At 72.3% G+C, this 24193-nt stretch carries 23 protein-coding genes and 1 riboswitch; of the genes, 10 read left to right on the forward strand and 13 right to left on the reverse strand.

Annotation, left to right across the window (positions count from 1 at the left end; translation table 11 throughout):
* The first annotated feature begins 15 nt into the window (after positions 1 to 15).
* The 4 genes from ACFSHS_RS21735 to ACFSHS_RS21750 all read left to right on the forward strand — a co-directional run bounded on the left by ACFSHS_RS21735 (position 16) and on the right by ACFSHS_RS21750 (position 5176).
* The gene (locus ACFSHS_RS21735) at positions 16 to 1356 is read left to right on the forward strand and encodes an FUSC family protein (protein ID WP_376880772.1); all 1341 of its coding nucleotides are present in this window, start codon (positions 16 to 18) and stop codon (positions 1354 to 1356) included.
* A 25-nt stretch (positions 1357 to 1381) separates the two neighbouring features.
* Positions 1382 to 1630 (forward strand): hypothetical protein, encoded by a 249-nt coding sequence (locus tag ACFSHS_RS21740; protein WP_376880775.1) that lies wholly within the window; start codon positions 1382 to 1384, stop codon positions 1628 to 1630.
* Between the two features lie 565 nt (positions 1631 to 2195).
* Positions 2196 to 2450, forward strand: a complete 255-nt coding sequence (locus ACFSHS_RS21745) for a hypothetical protein (protein ID WP_376880777.1) — start codon at positions 2196 to 2198, stop codon at positions 2448 to 2450.
* Positions 2450 to 5176, forward strand: a complete 2727-nt coding sequence (locus ACFSHS_RS21750; RefSeq protein ID WP_376881148.1) for a tyrosinase family protein — start codon at positions 2450 to 2452, stop codon at positions 5174 to 5176. The genes ACFSHS_RS21745 and ACFSHS_RS21750 overlap by 1 nt, the downstream gene beginning before the upstream one ends.
* A gap of 17 nt (positions 5177 to 5193) precedes the next feature.
* Here ACFSHS_RS21750 and ACFSHS_RS21755 read toward each other — a convergent pair whose 3' ends face one another.
* Positions 5194 to 5469: a hypothetical protein gene (locus tag ACFSHS_RS21755; protein WP_376881156.1), complete on the reverse strand. Its 276-nt coding sequence runs from the start codon at positions 5467 to 5469 to the stop codon at positions 5194 to 5196.
* Between ACFSHS_RS21755 and ACFSHS_RS21760 the strand changes: the two genes are divergently transcribed.
* Positions 5414 to 5980 (forward strand): DUF190 domain-containing protein, encoded by a 567-nt coding sequence (locus tag ACFSHS_RS21760; RefSeq protein WP_376880779.1) that lies wholly within the window; start codon positions 5414 to 5416, stop codon positions 5978 to 5980. The two genes, ACFSHS_RS21755 and ACFSHS_RS21760, sit on opposite strands and share 56 nt — an antisense overlap.
* 68 nt (positions 5981 to 6048) lie before the next feature.
* Here the strand turns inward: ACFSHS_RS21760 and ACFSHS_RS21765 are convergent, their stop codons facing one another.
* From ACFSHS_RS21765 to ACFSHS_RS21790, 6 genes are all read right to left on the reverse strand, one after another.
* Positions 6049 to 7083 carry an alpha/beta fold hydrolase gene (locus ACFSHS_RS21765; protein WP_376880782.1) on the reverse strand — a complete coding sequence of 345 codons (1035 nt, stop codon included), beginning with the start codon at positions 7081 to 7083 and terminating at the stop codon, positions 6049 to 6051.
* 146 nt (positions 7084 to 7229) lie between these two features.
* Positions 7230 to 7502 carry an FmdB family zinc ribbon protein gene (locus ACFSHS_RS21770; RefSeq protein ID WP_376880785.1) on the reverse strand — a complete coding sequence of 91 codons (273 nt, stop codon included), beginning with the start codon at positions 7500 to 7502 and terminating at the stop codon, positions 7230 to 7232.
* A 60-nt stretch (positions 7503 to 7562) separates the two neighbouring features.
* Entirely contained in the window at positions 7563 to 8822 is a 1260-nt protein-coding gene (fmdA, locus tag ACFSHS_RS21775; RefSeq protein ID WP_376880787.1) for a formamidase, read from the reverse strand.
* 131 nt (positions 8823 to 8953) lie between these two features.
* Positions 8954 to 10207 carry a formamidase gene (gene fmdA, locus ACFSHS_RS21780; RefSeq protein ID WP_376880790.1) on the reverse strand — a complete coding sequence of 418 codons (1254 nt, stop codon included), beginning with the start codon at positions 10205 to 10207 and terminating at the stop codon, positions 8954 to 8956.
* A 54-nt stretch (positions 10208 to 10261) separates the two neighbouring features.
* Positions 10262 to 11002, reverse strand: a complete 741-nt coding sequence (locus ACFSHS_RS21785; protein WP_376880793.1) for an AmiS/UreI family transporter — start codon at positions 11000 to 11002, stop codon at positions 10262 to 10264.
* A gap of 59 nt (positions 11003 to 11061) precedes the next feature.
* Entirely contained in the window at positions 11062 to 11295 is a 234-nt protein-coding gene (locus tag ACFSHS_RS21790; protein ID WP_376880795.1) for a zinc ribbon domain-containing protein, read from the reverse strand.
* Positions 11296 to 11400: 105 nt separating this feature from the next.
* Between ACFSHS_RS21790 and ACFSHS_RS21795 the strand changes: the two genes are divergently transcribed.
* Positions 11401 to 12837, forward strand: a complete 1437-nt coding sequence (locus tag ACFSHS_RS21795; RefSeq protein WP_376880798.1) for an MFS transporter — start codon at positions 11401 to 11403, stop codon at positions 12835 to 12837.
* Between the two features lie 313 nt (positions 12838 to 13150).
* Here ACFSHS_RS21795 and ACFSHS_RS21800 read toward each other — a convergent pair whose 3' ends face one another.
* From ACFSHS_RS21800 to ACFSHS_RS21810, 3 genes are read right to left on the reverse strand one after another with little or no spacing between them, the layout of a single operon-like run.
* A complete protein-coding gene (locus ACFSHS_RS21800; RefSeq protein ID WP_376880801.1) occupies positions 13151 to 14218 on the reverse strand; it encodes a DNA polymerase domain-containing protein in 1068 nt (355 codons plus the stop codon).
* A 49-nt stretch (positions 14219 to 14267) separates the two neighbouring features.
* Positions 14268 to 15827, reverse strand: coding sequence for an alpha/beta hydrolase (locus ACFSHS_RS21805; RefSeq protein ID WP_376880803.1), 1560 nt, complete (start codon positions 15825 to 15827; stop codon positions 14268 to 14270).
* A gap of 40 nt (positions 15828 to 15867) precedes the next feature.
* The gene (locus ACFSHS_RS21810; protein WP_376880805.1) at positions 15868 to 16965 is read right to left on the reverse strand and encodes an ATP-dependent DNA ligase; all 1098 of its coding nucleotides are present in this window, start codon (positions 16963 to 16965) and stop codon (positions 15868 to 15870) included.
* Positions 16966 to 17170: 205 nt separating this feature from the next.
* Between ACFSHS_RS21810 and ACFSHS_RS21815 the strand changes: the two genes are divergently transcribed.
* On the forward strand, positions 17171 to 17497 hold the full coding sequence (locus tag ACFSHS_RS21815) for a GYD domain-containing protein (RefSeq protein ID WP_376880807.1): 327 nt from the start codon (positions 17171 to 17173) through the stop codon (positions 17495 to 17497).
* On the opposite strand, the gene ACFSHS_RS21820 is transcribed toward ACFSHS_RS21815, so the two are convergent.
* Positions 17494 to 18219, reverse strand: a complete 726-nt coding sequence (locus ACFSHS_RS21820) for a dihydrofolate reductase family protein (RefSeq protein ID WP_376880810.1) — start codon at positions 18217 to 18219, stop codon at positions 17494 to 17496. The genes ACFSHS_RS21815 and ACFSHS_RS21820 overlap by 4 nt on opposite strands.
* Position 18220: 1 nt before the next feature.
* Positions 18221 to 19975 carry a malto-oligosyltrehalose trehalohydrolase gene (treZ, locus tag ACFSHS_RS21825; RefSeq protein ID WP_376880812.1) on the reverse strand — a complete coding sequence of 585 codons (1755 nt, stop codon included), beginning with the start codon at positions 19973 to 19975 and terminating at the stop codon, positions 18221 to 18223.
* Between the two features lie 198 nt (positions 19976 to 20173).
* Here treZ and ACFSHS_RS21830 point away from each other — a divergent pair, with 198 nt between their 5' ends.
* Genes ACFSHS_RS21830 through ACFSHS_RS21840 form a run of 3 tightly spaced genes read left to right on the forward strand, consistent with a single transcriptional unit; the run spans position 20174 to position 23150 of the window.
* Positions 20174 to 21205 (forward strand): efflux RND transporter periplasmic adaptor subunit, encoded by a 1032-nt coding sequence (locus ACFSHS_RS21830; RefSeq protein ID WP_376880814.1) that lies wholly within the window; start codon positions 20174 to 20176, stop codon positions 21203 to 21205.
* Entirely contained in the window at positions 21202 to 21930 is a 729-nt protein-coding gene (locus ACFSHS_RS21835; RefSeq protein WP_376880817.1) for an ABC transporter ATP-binding protein, read from the forward strand. The genes ACFSHS_RS21830 and ACFSHS_RS21835 overlap by 4 nt, the downstream gene beginning before the upstream one ends.
* Positions 21927 to 23150, forward strand: coding sequence for an ABC transporter permease (locus tag ACFSHS_RS21840; protein WP_376880819.1), 1224 nt, complete (start codon positions 21927 to 21929; stop codon positions 23148 to 23150). Before ACFSHS_RS21835 ends, ACFSHS_RS21840 begins: the two co-directional genes overlap by 4 nt.
* 107 nt (positions 23151 to 23257) lie before the next feature.
* Here ACFSHS_RS21840 and ACFSHS_RS21845 read toward each other — a convergent pair whose 3' ends face one another.
* Positions 23258 to 23854, reverse strand: coding sequence for a transglycosylase family protein (locus tag ACFSHS_RS21845; RefSeq protein WP_376880822.1), 597 nt, complete (start codon positions 23852 to 23854; stop codon positions 23258 to 23260).
* Positions 23855 to 23857: 3 nt separating this feature from the next.
* Positions 23858 to 24021: riboswitch (cyclic di-AMP (ydaO/yuaA leader) on the reverse strand.
* Between the last annotated feature and the right edge of the window lie 172 nt (positions 24022 to 24193).

Raw genomic sequence — 24193 nt, forward strand, 5'->3', positions numbered from 1 at the left:
CGTGGTCCACTGAGGGTGGCTGTCGAGCCGGCCTGCAGCTCGGGTCCGTGGCACGTCGGACATGCGGCAGTCGGGCCGCGAAGGCAGCGATCCTCGGGGCGTCCGGACCCACAGGACGCCCCGGGGCATGTCAGGGGTCCCGCCGGAAGCGGCGGGTCGGACCCCGATACGGGACCGGATATCAGGAACGGGACAGCATTGAGCAGGCTCGGACGGACCCGGCGTAGGAGAGCGAGACCGCCAGCTCGGCCGCCCGCACGCGGACGCGCGTGGGCGCTGCTACGCCGGCCCGCGATCCAACGCGGCGTCCGGGCGTCGATCGCTGCCGGGCTCGCCTGGCAGGTCGCCGTCCTCCTGCCGCCGCTGCTGTCGGACTACGCGTACTACGCGCCCCTGGGCGCCGTGATCGCCGTCCACCCGACCGTTGCCGACTCGGCCGGCGCGGCGTGGCGGGCCGTGCTCGCGATCATGCTGGGCTTCGGCCTCGCCGTCCTCGTCTACGAGGCGACCCCGTCCCTGCCCGGTTCCCTGACCATCGCGCTGCTCGTGGCGCTCGCGATCGGGGTGGAGAGGTGGGGACTGCTCGGCCAGCAGGCCGGTTGGGTGAGCTTCGCCGCCGTACTCATGCTCACCGTGGGCGCCGAGGACCCCGGCGCCTACGTGCTGCGCTATGCCGGCCTCACCCTCCTCGGCGCGGCGGTCGGGGTCATCGTCACCACCGTCCTGTTCCCCCCGCTGCAGCTGACGCAGGCGGTGGAGCAGATCGCTCGCACCCGCGACATGCTCGCGCGGCACCTCGAGCACATGGCCGCCCGGCTGGCCCGCGATGAGGTCCCCTCACCGGCCGAGGAGAGACGATGGATGGCGACGCTCGGTCCAGAACTGGACCGGATGCGCCGCGCCGAGGCCCTCGTGCAGCGTGCGCGGCAAGCCAACCCCAGGGCGCGCCGCTGGCAGGAGGCCGCAGCGCGCATCCGCGCGGAGTCACGAGCGCTCGACCGCGTCGCCGTCCTCATCGACGATCTCACCGCCCTCGTCTCCGAACTGCAGCCGCACCGTCGCGGGGACGAGACCGACGTCGGCACCGCCCAGTTGCTCAGCGCTGCGCTCACCGCGCTCGCCGGCGTCCTGCGGACCCCCTACCACTCCGCCGACGGGACGGCGCCCGACCCGCGGACCGAGCGCATCAACGCCGCCATGGACGTGCTGACCCGGCTGGTCCAGCGGCTCGGCTCTCTGTCCGGCGACCGGTCCCTGCTGCCGTTGAGTGCTGTGGTGGTCGGTGTGCAGCGCGGCCTCATGGCTCTCGAGGCGTACGAGCCCGACCGACCTGCGTCGACGCGCCGACATCGATGATCGAGGCGGCCGGCTCGGTCGGCCGGTGAAGGGCAAGAGCCATCCTTCGGCCCAGTCGGTCCGGCTCAGCAGCCGGCGCGGCATGAGCCGGGCGGCCGTCGCGGTCGCCCGCTCCATCCTCGTATCGGCCTACTTCATGCTGCAGCGCGACGAGCCCTACGCCGATCTCCGCGCCGACTGGCTATGCCGGCGCAACGACGACGCGCAGACCCGACGGCTGGTGGCCCGACTCGAACGCCTCGGCCACACGGTGGTCCTCGACCCCGCCGCCTGACCCGGACTGCAGAAACACTGGAGGGCGGCTCCGCCCGCCGCGCGCCGACGCGCGCTTGCAGCACCCACATGTGCGGGTCTGGCTGGCGGCCGTCCGTCGGCTGCACCGTGCCGTCGGGGGGCATCGTGGTGTTGTTGGCCATGATCGGACCCGTCCGACCCCGCCACCATGGCGCAGTCGCCCGGCGTCCGGGCGGCGAGAGGCGGGGGAGGCGCCGTGGGTGTGGCGCCTGGGTGACGGCGCGAGAAGAAGGCGCAGATCAACGGGGAACCGGGCGGCTGAGGTCCTGGACCACCCTGGTCTGCGAGGGCTTGGCCGACGTCGGGGCCTACGAATCCCTCCCCTGCAAGCGCGGGGACGTCCTCACGCCCTGGGAGTCACCGCCGCGACCCCGCAGCACGCGGGAGACCTCGACATGGCCGGCTCGATCGGCCTCCCCACGGCGGATAGGCACTTCGTAAGGGGTGACACGACGGTGACGTGAGCGTGACACCGACCGCCGTACTTTGTGCCCGACCGTCTCCCCGATTTGCGACGCCCTTACCGATCAGGAAGGTCACAGTCGATGTCGGAGTCTGCGCAGTACCGCAGCACCACCATCGAGGTGCGCAAGAAGGACGACGGGAGCGAGGAGCTTGTCGTGAACGGCGAGCCGATCGACGTCACGCCGGATCCCTCCAATCCCGGGATGTTCACCAGCAGGTACACATTCCTTTCCGCGCCCGCGCTACGCGAACTCGGTGAACTCGTCGTCGACGCACAACTTGCGTTGACCGACCCGAAGTTGAAGTCGCTGAAGAGGCGGAAGAAGGGTTCGTGATGGTTCTCCGGTGCCGCCGCAACGTGGCCACTCTCACCGCGGCCGAGCGGCAGAAGTTTCGCAACGCCGTCTTTCGGCTGCACGAGCAGGGCCGCTACCAGCGGTACATCGCTTTTCACGCCTTCGTGAGCAACCTCGGCCACTTCGGGCCGGCTTTCCTTCCCTGGCACCGAGTCATGCTGAAGGAGTTCGAGGACGAGCTGATCTCGGTCGATCCTACGGTCACTCTGCCCTACTGGGACTTCACCAGCAGCAACGTCGACTCCACCGGCACCACGCTGATCTGGAACAGCGACCTCTTCGGAGGTAACGGCACGGTCACGCTCAGCTGGACTGGCCAGGACGGCGCCACCAAGACCTGGACGATCCGCCGGGACAACTTCGGCATCACCAGCACGCCGGTCACGGCTCAGAGCGTCACCGACGCGCTCGACCAGACGACCTACCAATCCGTCCCAGGAGCGCCTGGCTTCCGGCGCGCGCTGGAGAACGCCGCCCACGGCGCGGCGCATGTCTGGCTCGGTGGTGACCCAGGGAACGACCAAGCCGATTTCGCCACCGCCGTCAACGACCCCTTCTTCTTCCTCCTGCACGCCAACGTCGACCGGATCTGGTCCCAGTGGCAGCAGCGGAGGAAAGAGGCGTGGCTGGCCGCTAACCCGGGCTTGCCGTACCCGGCCGGGCAGCCGGCGGCCGACTACTTCTACGACGGGCTCACGCCGGCGACCACGTGGCCCACGCCGCCCAATCGGCACAATCTTGACAACGCCCTGTGGCCGTGGGATGGGACGCAGGCCCAGCCCGGCAATCCCGCCTCGTCGTTCCCGCCGTGGAATGCCGGCGTGCCGGAGACCTACACGCCGCGGCTCACGCTCAAGAGCTATGACTTCGGTGGCTACCTGCACGACACCGACAAGCCTCTGGTGGAGCTCGCGACCCCGTCGGTGACCTTTCCGGGCGTCGCCGAAGGCCACACCTCCGTCGCGGCCGTCGTCCTCACGGCCCGGGCCTGCGCGGGCACGGCCACGGTGCAGATTCCCGCAGCGGGGGGCCCCGGCGCCGGGTTCGGCACGCCCTTCGGTACAACAGCCGTGTTCGACCCGGCCACGGGCCCGGACGAGGGCGAGCTGCGTCTCTGGGTTTCCTACACGGGCACGACAGCCGGTGCGAGCGCGTCCACCACCGTGACGGTCCAGTGCCTCGAGACCACGGAGTCGTGGACCGTTCCCGTGACCGCCCTGACGGTCGACAAGCCCAAGGTCGCGGCGGCACTGGTGCTAGACCGGTCCGGCAGCATGGCCGAGAACGCCGGCCTTGGCGACAGCCAGCAGCGCATGGACGTGCTGAGGCAGTCGGCGCCCATCTTCGTCGATCTCCTGGACGACGCCGACGGCGTCGGCGTGGCCAGCTTCAGTGGTGACGCGACAGCGGACATGGCGATCACCCCTGCAGGTGGCGCTCCGTTCGGATCCGGACGGATCAGCGCCCGCGGCACCATCGGCACCCTCTCACCCGGCGGCACGACGTCGGTCGGCGACGGCGTGACGGCGGGCCAGGGCCTGCTCAGTTCTTCAACCGGCTTCGACAGCACCGCTGTGGTCGTCCTGACCGACGGTTACGAGAACACGCCGACCTACATCGCCGACATCGCCTCGCCTGTCAACTCCCGCGTCTTCGCCATCGGCGTCGGCACGCCCGAGTACCTCAATCCGAGCGCGCTCGACGCACTGACGGCCGGCACCGGCGGATACCTGACCATGACTGGCACGCCGGTCGTGGACACGCTGCGCCTGAGCAAGTACTTCCTGCAGATCCTGGCTGGGGTGACCAACGCCGACATCGTCGTCGACCCCGAAGGCCGGCTGGCTCCTGGCGCGGAGCACCACCACACCTTCTCCCTGACCGACCACGACGTCGACGCCGACGTGGTCGTGCTCCTTCCCGGGCCTGGTGTCGTGGACCTGTCGCTCCAGGCGCCGTCTGGAGTCGAACTGACGCCCGGCACCCTGACCTCCACGGGAGCGTCCTACGTCATGGGGGAGCGCGTGTCGTATTGGCGCCTGCGCCTGCCGGTCGCCACGAACGGCACGCTCGATCGGGCCGGGCGATGGACCGCCGTCCTGAAGGTGGATGATGCCGCGCTCGAAAGGTATCTGGCGACGCTGCGCGACAACCCCAAGGCGGTGCGGGACGTCACGGCCCACGGTGTTCCCTACACCCTGGCCGTCCACGCAGAGTCCGACGTCCGGCTGGTCGCCCGGCTGGTCCAGAAGAGCCGCGAACCGGGCGCGAAGGCCTTCCTCTCCGCTCGGCTGACCGAGCTCGGCCTGCCGATGCGCGGCCCGGCGTCCGCCGAGGTCGAGATCGTCTGGCCGGACGGCCAGGTGGAGCGAGCTCGGCCGAAGCAGGACGATGCCGGGACGTTCCAGTTCGTCCACCCCCTCAGGGCGCCGGGCGCATATCACTTCCGACTCCTGGTCCGCGGACTGACCCATCGTGGCCAGCCCTTCACGCGCGAGCAGTTCTTCACCGCATCCGTCTGGCGCGGGGGCGATGAGCCGCCACCCACAGGGGACAAGCCGCTGCCGTCGCCGGAGACCGAGATGCCGTCACCGGAGCCCCGTCGCGGTCAGGAGCGACCGCAGATCACCATCAACGTGCTGGATCAGGAGGTCATGCGCCGTCTGCTCGCTGAGGCCACGGCAGCGGACACGGCGGGCCGGTGAGCCGTGCCCTTGCGGCCTCACTTCACGGGCGTCGACGCCAGCGGATCCGGACACAGATGAGCGCCCTCCGCGCTCGACGAGGAGGTGAGCCCGCGCAGCGGCTGACGGTGATCGTCGGCGAGACGGACACCGTGGGCCACCACCCGCTCTACGCCGAGATCGTGCATCGCGCGCACAGCGCTGGGGCTCGGAGCCAGCGTCTTCCGCGGCATCGAGGGCTTCGGCGCCAGCAGTGGGGTGCACTCGACCCGGATCCTCAGCCTGGCCGAGGACCTGCCGATCTCGGTGGTCATCGTCGACACCGCCGAGCGCATCGAGGCCTTACTCCCAGACCTGAAGGATCGTCGTCGACGGGCTGGTGCTCGTGGAGGACGTCCGCGTCGTGCACCACGCCGGACGGGCGATGGGATGACGGTGCCCTGGGTGGCCCTGGGCGCGGCGATCGGCGCCCCGGCCCGGTACCTCACCGACCGGGCGGTGCAAGGTCGTCACGAACGAGTTCTCCCCTGGGGCACGCCCACGGGTGACATGATCGGCTCGTTCCTGCTCGGCCGGCTCACCGCGATGAGCACCCATCTGCCGCCTGCGGTCGGCGCTGCGATCGGCGTCGGCTTCTGCGGCGCACTCACCACCTACAGCACTCACCACCTACAGCACGTCCGCTACGAGATCCTGCGGCTCCTGGAGGACCGGGCGAGGTTCTACGCGGCGGCGAACGTCGTGGACGTTCGCCTGCTGGGCGGCTTCGGCGCCGTCGGCCTCGGCTGGACCCTGGGCACGTGGTCACCTGACCGCTGTGCCTGATGACGGCGGCGCCGTCGGCTGACGTTCGCGGCGACGGCGGGACGCCTGCGAGACGCCGCCCGCTGGTCTCAGGCGGGGCGATCCAGCAACTCCTTGAGCGCCTGGTCGATGAAGTCGTTGTCGGCGGGGTTGTTGCCCAGGCCGGCGAAGTGACCGTAGATGCTCGGTATGACCCGGACCTCCCCGTTCGGGATGAATTGCGACGCCCACTCTTCGTCCTCGGGCGGGAAGTACAGATCGGTCTTCCCGGGCATGGCCAGCAGCGGACAGCGGATCGATCGGAGTGCGGCCTCGGTGTCGCCGTCGAACCCGGGGGTCTGTCCGACGTCACCGTGCTCCCAGGTCCAGAGCATGCCGAGCAGGTTGTTCGGGTCCCGGTCGTCGAGCCAGAAGCCCTCCCAGAACCCGACGAGGAAGTCCTCGAGGGAGGAGAAGCCGATGTTGCGGTACTCGCGCTGCCAGTAGAAGGCCTGGGACAGCCCCCAGCCGGCGTAGATGCGGGCGAAGGCACGGAGGCCGACGGTGGGCAGGGCGCCGGGGGAGTAGCGCCCGGCGTTGAAGACGGGATCGGCGGTGAGGGTGGCGCGCAGGCTCTTCAGGAAGACCTGGTTGTGCTCGCTGGTGATCGACGCGCCGACGATGGGCGCGGCCCGCTTCACCATCTCCGGATGGCTGACGGCCCACTGGTAGGTCTGCGCCGCACCCATGGAGGACCCCAGGACCAGCTCGATCGACTCGATGCCCCACTTCTGCGTGAGCAGCCGGTGCTGGACCTCGACCTGGTCGTAGAAGGTGACCGGGGGGAAGTTCGGCCCGTCGTACGGCGGCGGTGTGTTGCTGGGGGAGGACGACAGGCCGTTGTTGAGCTGGTTGGGGACGACGACGAAGTACTCGTCCGGGTCGCAGGCCTTGCCTTTCCCGATCGTCCACTCGTTGGCGTCGTGCCAGGCGCTGTACCACGTCGGATGGACGATCACGTTGGACTTGTCGGCGTTCAGCGTGCCGTACGTCTTGTAAGCCAGTTGGGCTCCGCGCAGGGTTGCGCCCCGTTGCAGGACGACGTCGCCGAGGTCGAACAGTTCGTGGTCGGTGGGCATGGGCATGACGACTCCGGTGGCTCGGTGAGGGGTGGCCGGGTGCGTCCTCCAGGACGTCGTCCTCGACGGCGTCGTGAGACGCGGCGGACGATCCTTCGTCCGCGAGGGACGCGCTCGTGCGGGGCGGACCAGCCGGGTGGACCGCCGTCCGCTCAATGCCGGTGGCCACCGGCCCGGGGCAGCCGGCGGCCGGACGGCGGCCCGGTGACCAGCGGCTCCCCGCTGCGTGCGCGGTCCAGGCGGGCGCGGTCGGCTCGTCCTGCATCGCGCAGCGCGCCGGCGGGCGGCCGGCCCACTCCCACGCTGTAGCGGCGCTGGGCCGGCTGGGTGCAGGACGGGCACGGCGCCGTGTCCGCGGCGTCCTGCATGTCGCAGCGGAGGTCGAAGGGCCCGCAATCGGGACAGCGGAACTCGTAGAGCGGCACGCGGTGTTCCTCTCCGGAGCACGGTCCGGGGCGGGCCGACCGCCCCGGACCGCTGGTTGGTCAGTCAGCGAGCAGGTCCCGGCCGCCGGCGCTTCCGGGGAGGATGTTCCGGTCGAAGATCGACAACGGGATGCTGATCGAGACCGCGCTGTTGGGGATGTCGACCACGCCACCGATCCGGCCGTCGACCGGGGCCGCACCGAGGAACAGGTAGGCCTGCTCGAAGGTCCAATCCATGGCCGGCATCAGGAAGTTGATGGCGTTGAGGCAGGCCTGCCGGTAGGCGACGGTCGCGTTCATGTAGTAGTTGCGTCCGTCCTCCACGCTGATCCCCTCGAAGGTGATGAACTCCGAGTAGTTGGGGCCGACCCGGCCGGGCTTGAAGAACGGCATGGACTGCTTGTAGCGGTCCATCCCGCCCTTGATCAGGTCGAAGTGCAGGTCGATGAAGCCGGGCATCTCGATGGCCCCGCAGAAGGTGATCTCCCCGTCGCCCTGGGCGAAGTGCAGATCGCCGATGGAGAACAGGCCCCCGGGCACGAACACCGGCATGAAGACCCGGCTTCCCACGCCGAGGTCCTTGATGTCGACGTTGCCGCCGTGCTCCCGTGGCGGGATGGTGCGGCAGGCTTCGGCGGCGACCCGCTCGAAGTCGCTGCCACTCAGCGTCCCGAGCAGGGCGTCGTGGGGGAGCGGGGGGAGGGCGAGGGCCGGCACCTGCGGAGCGCCGGGTGTCTCGCCGCCGTGCGCCGGGATGTCGCCGGTGACCCGGTCGGGGTTCAGGTCGATGAGCGCCTGTTCCCGGCGGTTCCACTCCGCCAGCAGGTCCGGGGAGGGTGCGCAGCCGAAGAGTCCCGGGTGGGAGTTGCCGATGAAGCGCACGCCGGGGACGTGCCGGCTCGTCGTCCAGATCCCGTCGAGGTCCCAGATCGCCTTGGACGCCTGCGGGGAGTAGTCGGTGAGGAACCCGCCGCCGTTCTCCTTGGCGAAGATCCCGGTGTAGCCCCACGGCTGCACATCGAAAGGGCCGATGTCGACGATGTCGACCACGAGCATGTCGCCGGGCTCGGCGCCCTCGATCGCGAACGGGCCGCTCAGCACGTGACACGGGTCGATGTTCATGTCCCGGATGTCGTCGGCGTCGTCGCTGTTGCGGACCTGGTCGTCGGTCCAGTCCTTGCACTCGATCCGGTACGTCGCTCCCGGGGCAACCGTGTTGGCCGGCGGGATGTCGGGATGCCAGCGGTTGTGGCCGGGCACCGTCTGGTCGCGCATCGACACGCTCAGGTCACGGTTGATCTCGAAGATGACGTCGGGCACGAGAACTCCTCCAGGAGGCATTGCGGACAGGACGGACGGTGCGGTGCAGGGGTAGGTAGGGGCCTCCTCCCGGTCGAGGACCAGGCACCTCGGGCGGTCGACGTCCTCCGCCGTCCGGAGCGTCGCCGTCCTCAGAAGCTGGACTTCGGTACGCCCATCCCGGGGTCGATCCGGGCCGGGCCGGACGCCGACGGGGTGACCGGGAAGTCGAAGATCGCGGTCGGGATGTAGACCGTGGAGCAGGAGTTCGGGATGTCCACGACCCCGGACAGCCGGCCTTCGATCGGCGCGGCACCGAGGATCATGTAGGCCTGCTCGGGGGTGTAGCCGAACCTGGTGAGGTAGTCGATCGCGTGCAGGCAGGCCCGCTGGTAGGACAGGTGCGAGTCCAGGTACCGCTGCTCGTCGTCCAGCGTCACCGACGTCCCCGAGAAGGCCAGCCACCGCTCGTAGCGGGGGTCGACGTTGCCGGGCATGAAGATGGCGTTCTCCCTCACCCCGTAGGTCTCCATGCCGCCCTTGATCAGGTCGACGTGCAGGTCCATGAACCCGCCCATCTCGATAGCACCGCAGAAGGTGATCTCCCCGTCGCCCTGGGAGAAGTGCAGGTCGCCCATCGACAACTTCGCGCCGGGGACGAACACCGGGTAGAAGACCCGGCTGCCCTTGGTGAGGTTCTTGATGTCCTGGTTCCCGCCGTTCTCCCGCGGCGGAGCCGTCCGGGCCGCCTCCCCGGCCACGCGGTCGTACTCCGCGCCCTCCAGGCCGCCGAGGACGGCGTCCTGGGGCAGCGGGGGCAGGGCGAGCGGGGGCACCCGGTCGGGGTCGGTGTCGATCAGCGCCTGCTCCCGGCGGTTCCAGCGGGCCAGGAGGTCCGCCGAGGGTGCGGTACCCATCAGCCCGGGGTGCACGATGCCGGTGAAGGAGACCCCGGGGACGTGCCGGGACGTCGCGGTCTGCCCGGAGAAGTCCCAGATCACCTTGTACGCGTCGGGGAACTGCTCGGTCAGGAAGCCCCCGCCGTTCCGGGTGGCGAAGATGCCCGTGTAGCCCCAGCCCTGCCCGGCGAGCGGACCGGAGTCCTCCTGCGGGATGGGTCCGACGTCGAGGATGTCGACGATCAGCAGGTCACCGGGCTCGGCACCTTCCACCGCGATGGGGCCGCTGAGCACGTGCACCGTCGACAGCGGTGCGTCCCGCACGTCGTCGGCGAAGTCGTCGTTGTGGATGGCGCCGTCGAACCACTCGCGGCAGTGCACTCGGAAGCTGTCGCCGGGCCGGACGGTCACCTGGGTCGGGATGTCGGGGTGCCAGCGGTTGTGGCCCAGGTACTTCTGGTCGGTGAACTTCTTGCTGGAGTCGAGGGGAAAGACGACGTCGGGCATGGCTTGCCTCCTGGTCTCGGTGCACGGCGATGGGGCGGCTCGTCGATCGGCGCGTCACCTCCGCTGGTGGGACGGCGCGTCGGTGGACTTCCGCGCGGGCTGTCGCTCGGCGGCGTCGCCGGGGACCCGCGTCGTCGCGGTCGCGGCGCCCTGCCCGGCCGCATCGCCCTCCCGCAGCTCCGGCGCCGGCTCGGGGCCCGCCGGCACGCCCGGCCCGCGCAGCCGCGGGTAGAGGGCCAGGGACAGCAGGAGGAGGACGGCGAGCACGATCGCCGCCGTCCGCCGGTTGTCCTGCCACACGCCGGTCAGGAGCATGAAGGCCGGGACGGCGCAGGTCAGGACGCCCGCGACGATCGCGATGGCGCCGGTGAAACGGGTCAGTTCCTCCCGCTTCAGCCCGAGCACGAGGAAGAACAGCAGCCACAGGACCGCCCAGTACAACCAGATGACGCCGAAGGCGGGGTCGTCGAGGCGGCCGAAGTTCAGCCCGGCGAAGACCACGGCGCACCCCGCCACGAACGCCGAGAACCAGCCCAGGCCCGTGCCGTCCAGCCCACCCAGCAGGTTGAGGCCCACGTACAGGTACGTGAACCCGAACAGGTAGATGCCCGAGGCGCCGAGGATCGTGTCCGGGTCCCCGCCGGACGTGAAGATCAGGTAGGTCGGGGTGAGCACCTGTAGCGCGCCGACGAAGAGGTTCAGCGGCGCGGCCGCCCGGGGGTCGACCCTGCCGAGCAGCATCAGGCCGTTCACGATCAGGACCGCTCCCACGTACAGCAGACCGACGCTGGCCATCTGGGTCTTCCCCCTCCGTAGGTCCGGTCACGGTCCCCGTGTCGATGCGCCGACGTCCGTCATGGACGAGGCAGCCGGCTCAGGGCCGGATTGCGGGTGACGTCCGCCCGGCGTCTTCCGTGCGGGCCGGGCGGCGGGGCGGCGACGACGTCGGGTTGCTCGCTGCTGCGCTCCGTGCGCTCGATCAGCGCCCGCCGCACCGGGGACCCCAGGCCGAGCCGGGGAGGGGTGAAGACCCGCCCGGCGACGGCCCCGCACACGGGGCACGGGACGACCGCGGTGGCAGCACCCATGGCGCAGCTGATCTCGGTCGGGCCGTGCTCGGGACACCGGTAGACGTAGACGGCGATGTCACACCTCCGCGGCAGTGCCCCCGACGGGTCCTGCGTCCCCCTGGGATGGAGGCGGACCCTTCGCCGACCGGCGCGGTCGGTCAAGGTGGTGTGGCGCGGGCTCTTCCCTGCCCTGCTCGAAGGACGACGCCGACGGCGCGTCGTGACGCAGCGGTCGGAGGGTCGCCGCGTCGACGAGCGTCCGATGACGAGCGTGCCGGGCGAGCTCCCCGAGCCGGTCCGGGCGGTGGGACAGGTGGTGACCGGCCGGTTGACGGGCGGTCCCAGGCCCGCGACGGTGGGGCGTCCACCGGCTGCGCAGCCAGGGAGGTCGGGTGGAGCGGACCGCCGCCGCGGGGGTGGTGGCGAACCTCGCGGTCGGCACGCTCTTCGGCTGGAGTCTCGTGGCCGTGCCGGCGGTGGCCGACGTCGGCGCGTCCGCCGGCACCGCTGAGGCGGTGTTCGCCGCGGCGATCGCCGTATTCACCGTCGCGCTGCTCGGCGTGGGGCGAGGGCTGCGGAGGCTGGGCCCCCCGTCGGCTGCTCGGCCTTGCTGCGGCCGGAGCCGGCGCGGGGCTGGGGATGGCTGCGTCGTGGGACCGGCCGCTGGCCCTCTGGATCGGTGTCGCCCTCCTGTTCGGTACCGCCAGTGGCCTGGCCTACGGCGTCTCGGTGGCGCTCGCCGCGCGGCTGGCTCCCGCCCGCCGGGGGGCCGTGACCGGCGTCGTCGTCGCGGCCTTCGCCGCCGGCCCGGTGCTGCTGGGAGTGCTGGGCCCCCGGATGGTGCCGGTCCTCGGCTGGCGGGCCTGCGTGGCCGGCTTGGCGTTGGTCGTGGTGTGCCTGCTGGCCGGAGCGGTGGCCCTGGTCCCGGACGACTGGGGCGACCGGGCCGACCGCGGCGACCAGGGCGACCGGTCGGATCCACCGCCCGCGCCGGGGTCGGTGGACCGCCGGACCGTCGTCCCCCTCTGGGTGCTCTTCGCCGGCGGGTCGGCGCCGGGTCTGTTCGTCTTCGCCTCCGCCGCTCCGCTCGCTGCCGAACGTGGACTGGGCCCTGCTGCGGCCGGTTCGGCCGTCTCCCTGCTGGCTGCGGGCAACCTCGGCGGACGGCTGGTCGCTGGTTGGTGGTCGGACCGGGTCGGCCGCCGCCCAGCCCTGGCCGCGGCGCTGGCCGTCGCTGCGGCGTCGGTCGCGGGGCTGGCCGGGCCGAGGGCGCCCTGGCTGGTGCTGTCCGCATTCGCCGGCACCGGCCTGGCCTACGGGGCGGTGTCCGCCCTCGTCCCCGCAGCCACGGCAGATCGCGTCGGAGCCCGAGCCTTTCCCCGGGCCTACGGCCGGGTTTTCACCGCCTGGGGCTGTGCCGGCCTCCTGGCACCGGTCGTCGGGGGCGCACTCACAGCGGGCGGCCAGTGTGCCCAGGTGGTGCTGGTGGTCGCCGTGCCGTTGATCCCTGCCTTACTCGCACTGCTCCTGCTGGCCCCTCCGCCACTCGGGCAGGCCTGACCCGACCCAGCGCCGGGCGGAGAGGCCTTCCCGCGGCCCGGTGGGAAGGGCGTCCAGGCGCTGGGGAGACGACTCGTTGGTCCCCACCGCACCCCGGGGTGGCCGCGCCCAGCGCCCAGGGTTGCCTCCACCTCGCGCGACTCGTTGACGAAGCTGTCGATCGGGACTGGAAGGGCGGACATCCGCCCTTCCGTTCCGGGGTCCACGACATGCTCACGTGGTCGTTCCGGCGCCTGGTCGAGGCGGGTTCCAGGTGAGGGAGCGCTGTGCACCCGTTCTCCACCCACCGGGGTAGCCGCCGTCCGTCGGACAGTTACACGTCTTGGCTGGTCCGGCCCTTGGCGCGGCTGGGCTGCACGCGCATCGGCTCCCCGGGCATCTTCGGGTAGTCCGGCGGATACGGCAGGTCGCCGAGGCCGGCGTCCTTCTCCTGCCGTTCGGCCAGCTCCAGCAGCGGCTCGATGCCGAATGCGTGCCCGGCCAGCCCGGCGTGCTTGTCGCCGACCTCGCGGAACCGCTCGGGCATGGTCAGGACGTCGAAGTCGGTGGGATGGACGTCGGGCAGCTCGTCCCAGTCCACCGGCGCGGAGACCGGGGCGTGCGGTTTGGGGCGGATGGAGTACGCCGAGGCGATCGTGCGGTCCCGGGCCATCTGGTTGTAGTCGATGAAGATCTTCTCGCCGCGCTCCTCCTTCCACCACGACATGGTCACGCGGTCGGGCAGGCGGCGTTCCAGCTCCCGGCCGAAGGCGATCACCGCCCGGCGGACCTCGGTGAACGTCCACCGCGGCTGGATCGGCACGTAGACGTGCACCCCGCGGCCACCGGAGGTCTTCGGCCAGCCCTCCATCCCGAACTCGGCGAGCAGCTCCCGCACGTGCGGCGCCACGAAGACGGCGTCGGAGAAGTCGGTGCCCGGCTGCGGGTCGAGGTCGATGCGGATCTGGTTCGGCGACTCGACGTCGCTCTTGTCGACCGGCCAGGGGTGGAAGGTCAGCGTTCCCAGGTTGGCGCACCAGGCCACCACCGCCACGGAATCGGGCGCGATCTCGTCCGCCGTCCGCCCGCTGGGGAAGGTGATGTGCGCGGTCGGCACCCACGGCGGGGCGTTCTTGGGCACGCGCTTCTGGTAGAAGGCGTCACCGGTGTTGTCGACCCGCGTCGAGATGCGGGCGCCCTCGAACACCCCGCCCGGCCAGCGCTCCAGCGTCGTCGGCCGGTCCTTGAGCGCGAACAGGATGCCCTCGCCGACCGCGACGAAGTACTCGACGACGTCGATCTTGCGGATCCCGCGCTCGGCGAAGTACGGCTTCTCCGGGTTGGAGACGCGCACCTCGTGGCCGTCGACGTCCAGGACGACGGCGTCCTTGCTGCTGGCCATCAGGCGCTCTCCCTCACCGCGACGAGCCTCTGCACACGGACGGGCAGTGTCACGCAGGGCAGGTGAGCCCGTCCATCGGCACGGTGAGGTCGATCAGGTAGGCGTTGACCGCCGCGGTCACGCATTCGGACTTCGGGTAGGCGGTGTGCCCCTGCCCCTGCCAGGTGAGCAGCACGCCGGACTCGAGGTCCTCGGCCAGGTCGACGGCGCCCGGCAGCGGCGTCACCGGGTCGCCGGAGGTGCCGACCACCAGGATCGGTGCACTGCCCTCGGCGTCGCGCTCGGGCAGCGGCGTGCGCTCCGCCTCCCACACCGAGCAGGTGTAGAGTCCGGCGGCGGCGCCCGCGCCGAAGAGCGGGTACTTCGCGTTCCACTCGGCGGCCAGCTCGCGGATCTCCGCTTCCTCGAGCCGCTCGTCGCTGTCGGCGCAGTTGATCGCGATGCTGGCGTCGAACAGGTTCGAGAAGGTGCCGTCCTCCAGCCGCCCGGAGTAGCTGTCGGCCAGCGAGAACAGGCCCTTGGCGTCCCCGTTCCGCGCCGCGGCCAGCCCCTGCGCCAGCTGCGGCCAGGACCCGGTGTCGTAGAGCGCGGCCTGGACCGCGGTCATGACCACGCCGGGCGTGGCCTGGCGGGTCTCGCCGGGCTCGCTGCTGGGGATCGGCGTCTGCGCGGCCTGGCCGAGCACCTGCTCGACGAACTGGCGGGGCTCGGCGCCGAGCGGGCAGCCGGCCAGCAGCCCGACGCAGTTGGCGGCGAAGGCGTCGAAGCCGGCCTCGAAGGCGGCGGCGCTCTGCTCGGCGTCCTCCACCGCGGCGACGTCGGGGTCGACGGCGGCGTCGAGCACCAGGCTGCGCACCTTGTCGGGGAACAGCTCCGCGTAGGTGGAGCCCAGGGTGGTGCCGTAGGAGTAGCCGAGGTAGGTCAGCTGCTCGTCCCCGAGGGCCTCCCGCAGCCGGTCCATGTCCCGGGCCGTGTCGACGGTGTTGAAGGTGCCGAGGGCGTCGCCGTACTCCTCCGCGCAGCCCTCGGCCACCTCACGGGCGAGGGCGAAGGCGGCGTCGAGCTGTTCGTCGGTGACCGGCCGCGGCTCTGCGGCGATGATCTCCTCCTTGCGCTCGTCGGGGATGCACTCCACGGGCGTGGACAGCCCCACGCCCCGCGGGTCGAAGCCGACGATGTCGAACCGGGCCAGGACCTCCGGGGGCAGCCGGAGGGCCAGGCTGATGGCCGCGTCGGCCCCCGAGGCGCCCGGCCCGCCGGGGTTGATCATCAGTGAGCCGATGCGGTCGGTCCGCGTGCCGCTGACGGCGCGGACCAGGAACAGCGGCAGGGTCGCGCCCTCGGGCTCGTCGTAGCTGATCGGCACCTCGGTGCGCCCGCAGTCGAAGGAGAGGTCGCGGTCGCTGCCGGGCCGGCCGGCGATGAGCTGCTGGATCTGCTCGTTGCAGTCGGTCCACTCGATCGGCGCGGCCTCCGGCTCGGGTGCCGCCGAGGTGGTGGCGGCGGGCTCGTCCCCGCCCGCGTCGGCGAAGGACGTGCAGCCGGCCAGCACCAGGCTCAGGGCGAGCAGGGTCGACGGAACGGCCAGCCGGCCGCGGGGCGAACGCATGATCACGAGCCTAGGAGCCTGGCCGGGGGCTTGCAGACGATCACTGCCGATCAGCGGGCCCGCCCCCTGCCAGGACCTCCGCCAGGTCGTATCGAACGGGGACCTCCAGCTGGTCGTACGTGCAGCTCAGCGGGTCCCGGTCGGGTCGCCAGCGGAGGAACTGGCCGGTGTGACGAAGTCGACGGCCCTCGAGCTGGTCGTACTTGATCTCGACGACGAGTTCGGGCCGCAGCGGCACCCACGAGAGGTCCTTCTTCGCGTTCCAGCGGCTCACCGCGCCGGGCATGCGGTGCTCGCCCTCCAGTGCGCTCGTGTCGGCGTTCGCCCAGTCGCGCCACGGGTGCTTCTCCAGCGCGTCCTCGCGGTAGGGCGCCAGCTCCTCCACCAGCTCCGCCCGGCGGGCCATGGGGAAGGACGCGGCGACCCCGATGTGCTGCAGGTCGCCGGCGTCGTTGTAGAGGCCCAGCAGCAGCGAGCCGACGATCGGGCCGCTCTTGTGCCAGCGGAAGCCCGCCACCACGCAGTCGGCCGTGCGCACGTGCTTGACCTTGGTCATCAGCCGCTGGTCGGGACCGTACGGGAGGTCCGGAGCCTTGGCGACGACGCCGTCCAGACCCGCCCCCTCGAAGGTCTGGAACCAGCGTTCCGCGGTACCGGCGTCCCGGGTCACCGCGGTGACGTAGACGGGTGGCCGGACGCCGCCGAGGGCCTGCTCCAGCCGGGCGCGGCGCTCGGCGAAGGGCGTCTCGAGCAGCGACTCGTCGCCGAGGGCCAGCAGGTCGAAGGCGACGAACGAGGCCGGTGTCTGCTCGGCGAGCAGATCGACCCGCGACTGGGCGGGGTGGATGCGCTGGAGCAGGTCCTCGAAGTGCAGCCGGTCGCCCCGGGGCACGACGATCTCGCCGTCCACCACGCACCGCTCGGGCAGGTTGGCAGTGACCGCGGCCACCACCTCGGGGAAGTAGCGGGTCAGCGGGCGCTCGTTGCGGCTGCCCAGCTCCACCTCGTCGCCGTCGCGGAACACGATGCAGCGGAACCCGTCCCACTTGGGCTCGTAGAAGACGCCGTCCCCGGTGGGGAGCCTGGTGGCGGCCTTGGCCAGCATCGGCTTCACCGGCGGCTGCACGGGGAGATCCATGCCGGTCATCCAAGCAGCCCGGGCCGACCTCGATCATGTTCGCGACCCTCGCGGTGGAGCCGCCGTCCTCGTGCCGCAGCGTGCGGACGGCGGCCGGACGGCGGCGGTGTCGTCGACCGCGTGCCGGGCGCGTCGAGAACCCTCGACCACCGGCCTGCCCGGCCCCTAGCGTCGGGCTGCGGGGGGCCGATCAGGAGGCACGACCATGCCGCTCTATCTCTCCCGGTTCCGCTACACCCCCGAGACCTGGGCGCGGCTCATCGCCAATCCCGAGGACCGCCGCAACGCCGCCCGCACCTACATCGAATCGGTCGGCGGCACCCTGCACGGCTTCTGGTACGCCTTCGGCCCGCAGGACGGGCTGACCCTGTGGGAGGCCCCCGACGACGTCTCGATGGCCGCCGTGGCGCTGGCGATCGGCAGCGGCGGGGCCGTGACGGATCTCGAGACGACGGTGCTGCTGAGCGTCGAGGAGACCCTGGCGGCCCTCCGCACGGCCCGGGGGATCACCTATCGCCCGCCGGGTGCCTAGCGGACCGCGTACCGCGTGAAGAGGACCCCGTCCTCCTCCAGCACCTGGCTCATCCGCAGCCGCTGCACCCCCGGCAGCGCGGCGTCGAGCAGGCGGGCCTCGCCGCCGACGAGTGCCGGGGAGATGGACAGGTCGAGCTCGTCGACGAGTCCGGCGGTGAGGGCGGCCCGCAGCAGCTGCGGACCGCCCTCGCAGAGCAGCTGCTCGTGTCCGCGGTCGGCCAGCCGGTCGCAGGCCAGGGGTAGGTCCACGGTCTCGCCGCCGCAGACCAGCACGGCGACGCCGGCCGCGGCCAGCGCCTGCCTCCGGACCGGATCCGCCGCCTCGCAGGTGACGAGGACGGTGGGGGAGACGGCGCCGGTGACGAGGAGGGTGCGCGGGTCGAGCGAGGCCCGGTGCGAGACGACGACGACCGGTGCGGTCGGCGGGCGGCCGAGGGACGCGCGCAGCCGGCCGACCGCCGAGTCGGCGGTGATCGGCCGGTAGCCCTCGGCCGCCGCGGTGCCGTGGCCGACGAGCACCGCGTCCGACAGCGCCCGCAGCACCCGGAAGATCCGGCGGTCGCCGGGGGAGCCCAGCCCCTCGCTGACGCCGTCGACGGTGATCGCACCGTCGAGCGACGCCACGAAGTTCACCCGCAGCGAGCGCCCGCCCGGCAGCCGGTAGGCCTCGACGAGCGCGGCGTCGTCCAGCTCTGCCGGATCGGGCAGGAGCCGGCGCACGTCAGCGGGTGCTGACGACGGCCGCGCTCTCGGCCGGCAGGGTCACGGTCGCGCCGTCGAGCTCGGGCAGCTCGGCGGTGGCGAAGAGCACCTCGCCCGCCGGCCGGTCCAGGTCGATCTCACGCGGCTGGTCGGCGAGGTTGACCACGACCCGGAGCGCGCCGCGGTGCACGACCAGCCATCGGTCGGCGTCGTCCCACGCGACCTGGACGGCCGACAGGTCCGGGTCGACCAGGTCGGGGTGGGCGCGGCGCAGCGCCAGCAGCGACCGGTGGACCGCGAGCAGCCGCTCGTGGGGCTCCTCCGAGAGCTCCGACCAGTCGAGCTTGGAGCGGGTGAAGGTCTCCGGGTCCTGCGGGTCGGGCACGACGTCGGCGTCCCAGCCGTGCTCGGCGAACTCGCCGATCCGGCCCTCGGCCGTGGCCCTGCCGAGCTCGGGCTCCGGGTGGCTGGTGAAGAACTGCCACGGGGTGCTCGCCCCCCACTCCTCGCCCATGAAGAGCATCGGGGTGAACGGGCTGGTGAGCACGATGGTGGCGCCGACGGCGAGCAGGCCCGGGGAGAGGAGCGCGGAGCTCCGGTCGCCGACGGCGCGGTTGCCGATCTGGTCGTGGTCCTGCAGGTAGCCGAGGAACTTCCAGCCGGGGAGCATGGCGGTGTCCACCGGACGCCCGTGGGACCGGCGCCGGAAGCTCGACCAGGTGCCGTCGTGGAGGAAGGCGCCGGTCAGGGTCTTCGCCAGGCCGGCGAGACCGGCCTCGGCGAAGTCGGCGTAGTAGCCCTGGTCCTCCCCGGTCAGGGTCGCGTGGAGCGCGTGGTGGAAGTCGTCGCTCCACTGGGCGCTCAGCCCGCTGCCGCCGCCGGCGCGCGGGGTGACCAGCCGAGGGTCGTTGAGGTCGCTCTCGGCGATCAGCGTGAGCGGGCGGCCGAGGGCGACCGACAGCCGGTCGACCTCGACCGACATCTGCTCGAGGATGGGCATCGCGCGCTCGTCGACGAGGGCGTGGACGGCGTCGAGGCGCAGGCCGTCGACGTGCATGTCGCGCAGCCACATCTGCACGTTGTCGAGGATGTAGCGGCGCACCCCGTCGGAGTCGGGACCCGAGAGGTTGATCGAGTTGCCCCAGGTGTTGGACCCTCCCTCGGCGAAGATCGGGAAGAACTCGGGCAGGTAGTTCCCGGACGGCCCCAGGTGGTTGTAGACCACGTCCTGGATGACCCCCAGGCCCTGCTGGTGGCAGGCGTCGACGAACCGCTGGTAGGCGGCCGGGCCGCCGTACTCCTCCTGGACGGCGTACCAGAGCACCCCGTCGTAGCCCCAGTTGTGGGTGCCGTTGAACCCGTTGACCGGCAGCAGCTCGACGAACTCCACCCCGAGCCGGACGAGGTGACCCAGCCGGCCGATGGCCGCGTCGAGGGTCCCTTCGGGGGTGAAGGTGCCGACGTGCAGCTCGTAGACGACGCCGCCAGCCAGGGGGCGCCCGGTCCACGCGGTGTCCTCCCACTCGTAGGAGCTCGGGTCGAACCGGCGGGACAGCCCGTGCACGCCCTCGGGCTGACGCCGTGACCGGGGGTCGGGACGGGGAGTGTCGTCGTCGTCCAGCAGGAAGCCGTAGTCCGCGTCGGGGCCCGCCGCCACCTCGGCCCGCCACCAGCCGCCGTCGTCCCGGCGCATGTCGTGCACGGCGCCGTCGACCTGCACCCGCACCCGTTCGGGCAGGGGCGCCCAGACGGCGAACTCGACGGGAGCGGACATGCAGGTACCTCCGGCTGGGAGTGGGGCGGGCGGGAACCCGCACCCGGTGGGCTGGCCGGTCGATCCTTCCCCCCCGGGCAGCCCTCAACCCCCGGTCGTGCGGCGCGTCGGTCCGCGGAGGGACGACGCGCGCAGATGGGGCCACTACGGTTCCGCGATACCGGTACCGGTGGGTACCCGAGCGCGCAAGGAGCGTGCATGTCCGTCGTCCGCACCGTCGTGTTCCCTGCCCTGCGCCTGCTGGTCTGGGCCGTCATCGCCGTCGCCCTCGTCGTGCTCGCCTTCCGCGGGGGCGGCGGGGAACCGGCCGGCGCCGAGGGGCCGGGGGCGCCCACGCTCGAGCTGGACTCGCCACCGGTCCCCGTCTCGCGGGGGACGGTCACCAACACCGTGTCCGTCACCGGCACCGTCGTCGCCGACCCCGCCGTCCCGGTCAAGGCGACGGCCGCGGGAACCGTGCGCCGGGTGCTCGTCGCCCAGGGGGCGACGGTCACCGCCGGGCAGGCGCTGCTGGACATCCGCTACGAGGAGGAGCTCGAGCCCGTCGTGGGCACGGACGCCGAGGGCAACCCGACGTCGACGCCGCGCCCTCCGCGGGTGCGCACCGCGACGGTGACGGCGCCCAGCACCGGGCAGCTGACCACGCTCGATGTGCTCGTCGACCAGATCGTGGCCGTCGGTGACGAGGTGGGCGCGATCACCCCCGGCACCCTGTCGGTGACCGCGACCCTCACGCAGGCCGAGCAGTTCCGCCTGCTGGCCCCGCCGTCGACCGCGGAGGTGGAGGTGCAGGGCGGCCCGGCGCCGTTCACCTGCACCGGCCTCACTCTGGCCGCCGCACCCGCCACGGCCGAGGAGCCGGACAGCACGGGCGGCGTCCCGGCACCGGGCGGCAGCCCGGGCGGAGGCACGACGGCCCGCTGCGCGGTGCCGCCGGGGGTCACCGTCTTCGCCGGCATGGGGGCGACCGTCCGCGTGCAGGCCGGCGTCGCCGAGAACGTGCTGGTGGTGCCGATCACCGCCGTCCAGGGGTCGGTGCAGACCGGCAACGTGTGGGTCGTCGGCGAGGACGGCACGCAGGAGGAGCGCACGGTCACCCTCGGGCTCAGCGACGGCGAGCAGATCGAGGTCCGTGAGGGCCTCACCGAGGGCGAGCAGGTGCTGCAGTTCGTCCCGGTTCCCGACGACACCCCGGTCGAGGACCCGATGATGGGCGGGCCGGTCGGATGACCCTCCTGGAGCTGCGGGGGATCAGCCGCGAGGTCCGGCTCCCCGACGAGAGCCTCTTGCCCATCCTGACCGGCGTCGACCTCGACGTCGCACCGGGCGAGCACGTCTCCATCGTGGGGCGGTCGGGGTCGGGGAAGTCGACGCTGCTCAACCTGCTGGGACTGCTGGACACCCCGACCGGCGGCACGTACCTCCTCGACGGCGAGCCGACCGACCGGCTGTCGGCCCGTCGCCGGTCGCGCCTCCGCGGCGAGGTCTTCGGCTTCGTCTTCCAGCAGTTCAACCTGCTGCCCCGGCGGACCGCCGCGGAGAACGTGGCCGCGCCGCTGCTCTACGCCCGGGGCCGCGACTACCTCCGGCGGCGGCGCACGGCCCGCGAGATGCTCGAGCTCGTGGGCCTGGGCGCCCGCGCCGACCAGGTGCCCGAGCGGCTCTCCGGCGGTGAGCAGCAGCGGGTGGCCATCGCCCGGGCGCTGGTCCGCCGGCCGCGGGTCGTCCTGGCCGACGAGCCCACCGGCGCCCTCGACGTCGACACCGGGGCGCAGGTGATGGCCCTCCTCGCGCGGGCCGCCGCCGAGAACGGCGCCGCACTGGTGACCATCACCCACGACCTCAATGTGGCCGCGCTGGCCGGCCGGCGCTTCCGGCTGGACCACGGCCGGCTCTCGCCGCTCGTCGAGGAGGGCGCCCTGGGCGCGGCCACCTCGGACCGGGGGGCGTCGTGACGGGCGTGCTGGGGACCCTCGCCGAGGCGTGGGAGGAGGTCCGGGTCCACAAGACCCGCGTGCTGCTCTCGCTGGTCGGGGTCTTCCTCGCCGTGTTCGCCATGACGAGCGTAACGGCGCTGGGACTGATGGTGGCGCAGGTGCAGCAGGAGGTGGGTGAGCGCGAGGGAGGCCGGGCGGCGACGGTCGCCGTCTCCGCGTACGACCCGACGACCGGCTTGCCGGCGGCGGGCGAGGAGTGGGACGGCGCCGTGGCCGACCTGGTCGAGCGCTACCGCATCACCACCGCGGCCAGCATCTCCATCGGTGAGACCCTCTTCCGCATGCCCGACGGCACCGTGCGCGTGCAGACCCGCCGGGTGTCGCCCAACTACGGCGACCTGCACCGCATCGAGCCCGTGGAGGGCCGCTGGCTGCGGGAGGGCGACCGGGCGAACCTGTCGCCGTCGATCGTGGTCAACGAGGCCTTTCTCGCCGCGCTCGGTTTCTCCGACCTGTCGTCGCGGCCGACCGTGGTCATCGGCGGTCCGAACCCGGTGCGGGCCACCGTCGTGGGCGTCGTCCGCGCGGGCTGGGAGCAGGAGCTCATCGCCTATCGCATCGACCGCTCCGCCGGCCCGTGGGACCAGGCCGGGACCGTGGACCCCGCGACCGCCATGTACACCGGTCCGACGACCCTGGAGCTGTGGGTGCCGGCCGAGCAGGCCGACCAGGTGATCGAGACGGTGCGGCACGACCTGCAGCTCCAGCTGCCCGGGGTGCAGGTGGACGCCTACCGGATGGACCCCCAGGGGGCGGAGCAGACGATCGCGATGCTGCGCCTGGCGATCCGGGGCGCGGGCACGGTGGTGCTGATCCTCGGTGGTCTCGGCGTGCTCAACATCGGGCTGGTCACCGTCCGGCAGCGGATCCGCGAGATCGGCGTCCGCCGCAGCTTCGGCGCCACGTCGGGCCGGATCTTCGCCGCCGTCATGCTCGAGAGCGTCTGCGCCACCGCCCTGGCGGGACTGTTCGCCGTGGGCGCGTCGATCGTGCTGGTCCGCAATCTGCCGCTCGAGCGGTTGCTGAACAACGGCATCCCCATCGCGGACATGCCGGGCTTCCCGGTGGCGGCCGCGGTGGAGGGCATGGTGGCGGCGACCGCGGTCGGCGCGCTGGCCGGGCTGCTGCCGGCGATCATCGCCGTCCGCGCGAAGGTGATCGACGCGATCCGGTTCTGAGGAGGCCCCCCGCCCCCGCCACCAGGTCGCTGGCAGCGGGGGCAGGACGGCCTCCTCGCAGGGTCCCGCCGCGAGCGTGCGAGCAGCGGGGGCGAGGAGGTCCTTTCTCAGACCTTCAGGCGCTGACCCACGTAGATCACGTCCGGGTCGCTCACGGTGTCGCGGTTGAGGGCCCACAGGCCTTCCCAGCCACCCTCGACGCCCTGGGCCGCGGCGATCTCGGCCAGGGTGTCGCCGGGCTGGACCGTGTAGGTGCCGCCCGAGGACGAGGTGGACGCCGGAGCGGCGGGCTCGGCCGGAGCCGGCGCGGGTGCCGCCGCGGGTTCGGCCGGGGCGGCGGCCGTGTTCTCGGTCAGGTACTTACCGCAGGTGGGCCAGGCGCCCACGCCCTGGCCGTCCAGCGTGCGCTCGGCGACCACGATCTGCTGCTCCTTGGTCGCGAGGTCGGCGCGCGGCGCGAACTCCAGACCGCCGTACGCCTCCCAGGTGCTCTGGCTGAACTGCAGGCCGCCGTAGTAGCCGTTGCCGGTGTTGATGCTCCAGTTGCCGCCGGACTCGCATTCGGCGACGCCGTCCCAGTTGTGCTCTGCCGCCGCAGCCGGCGCGGCGAACACACCGACACCGATCGCCGCGGCGCCGAGGAGTACGGCGCCCCCGCGGATGGAACGGTTGAGGGCGCGCGTCATCGAGTAGTGCTCGGACATGGGTGATCCTCCGATCACCGCCGGCGAGGTGAGCTGTCGGGTTCGGGCGAATCGGTGCCCGGCCGCCGTGCGTGGAGCGCACGGTGCGGCTTCACCCCGAGGCGCGCGCGTGCGCGCCGGGAAAGTGGGTCCCCCGCCCCCGTCCTGGGTGAGGTCGGATGCAGGCTCCGGCGGACGGGGTTGGGCGGTCCGGGCCTCGCGCCCGGCCGGGAAGGCCCGGGCGCCCGGACGACGCTAGAGGTCGCTGGGGCACCCGGCCCGCCGGACGGAACGAATTCGGGCGATTCGCCCCGGCGTGGCGCCGCCACGCCGGGGCACGACCTCGCCCCGTTCGCGGGC

It is taken from the genome of Blastococcus deserti (assembly GCF_042682525.1).
Taxonomy (GTDB): domain Bacteria; phylum Actinomycetota; class Actinomycetes; order Mycobacteriales; family Geodermatophilaceae; genus Blastococcus_B; species Blastococcus_B deserti.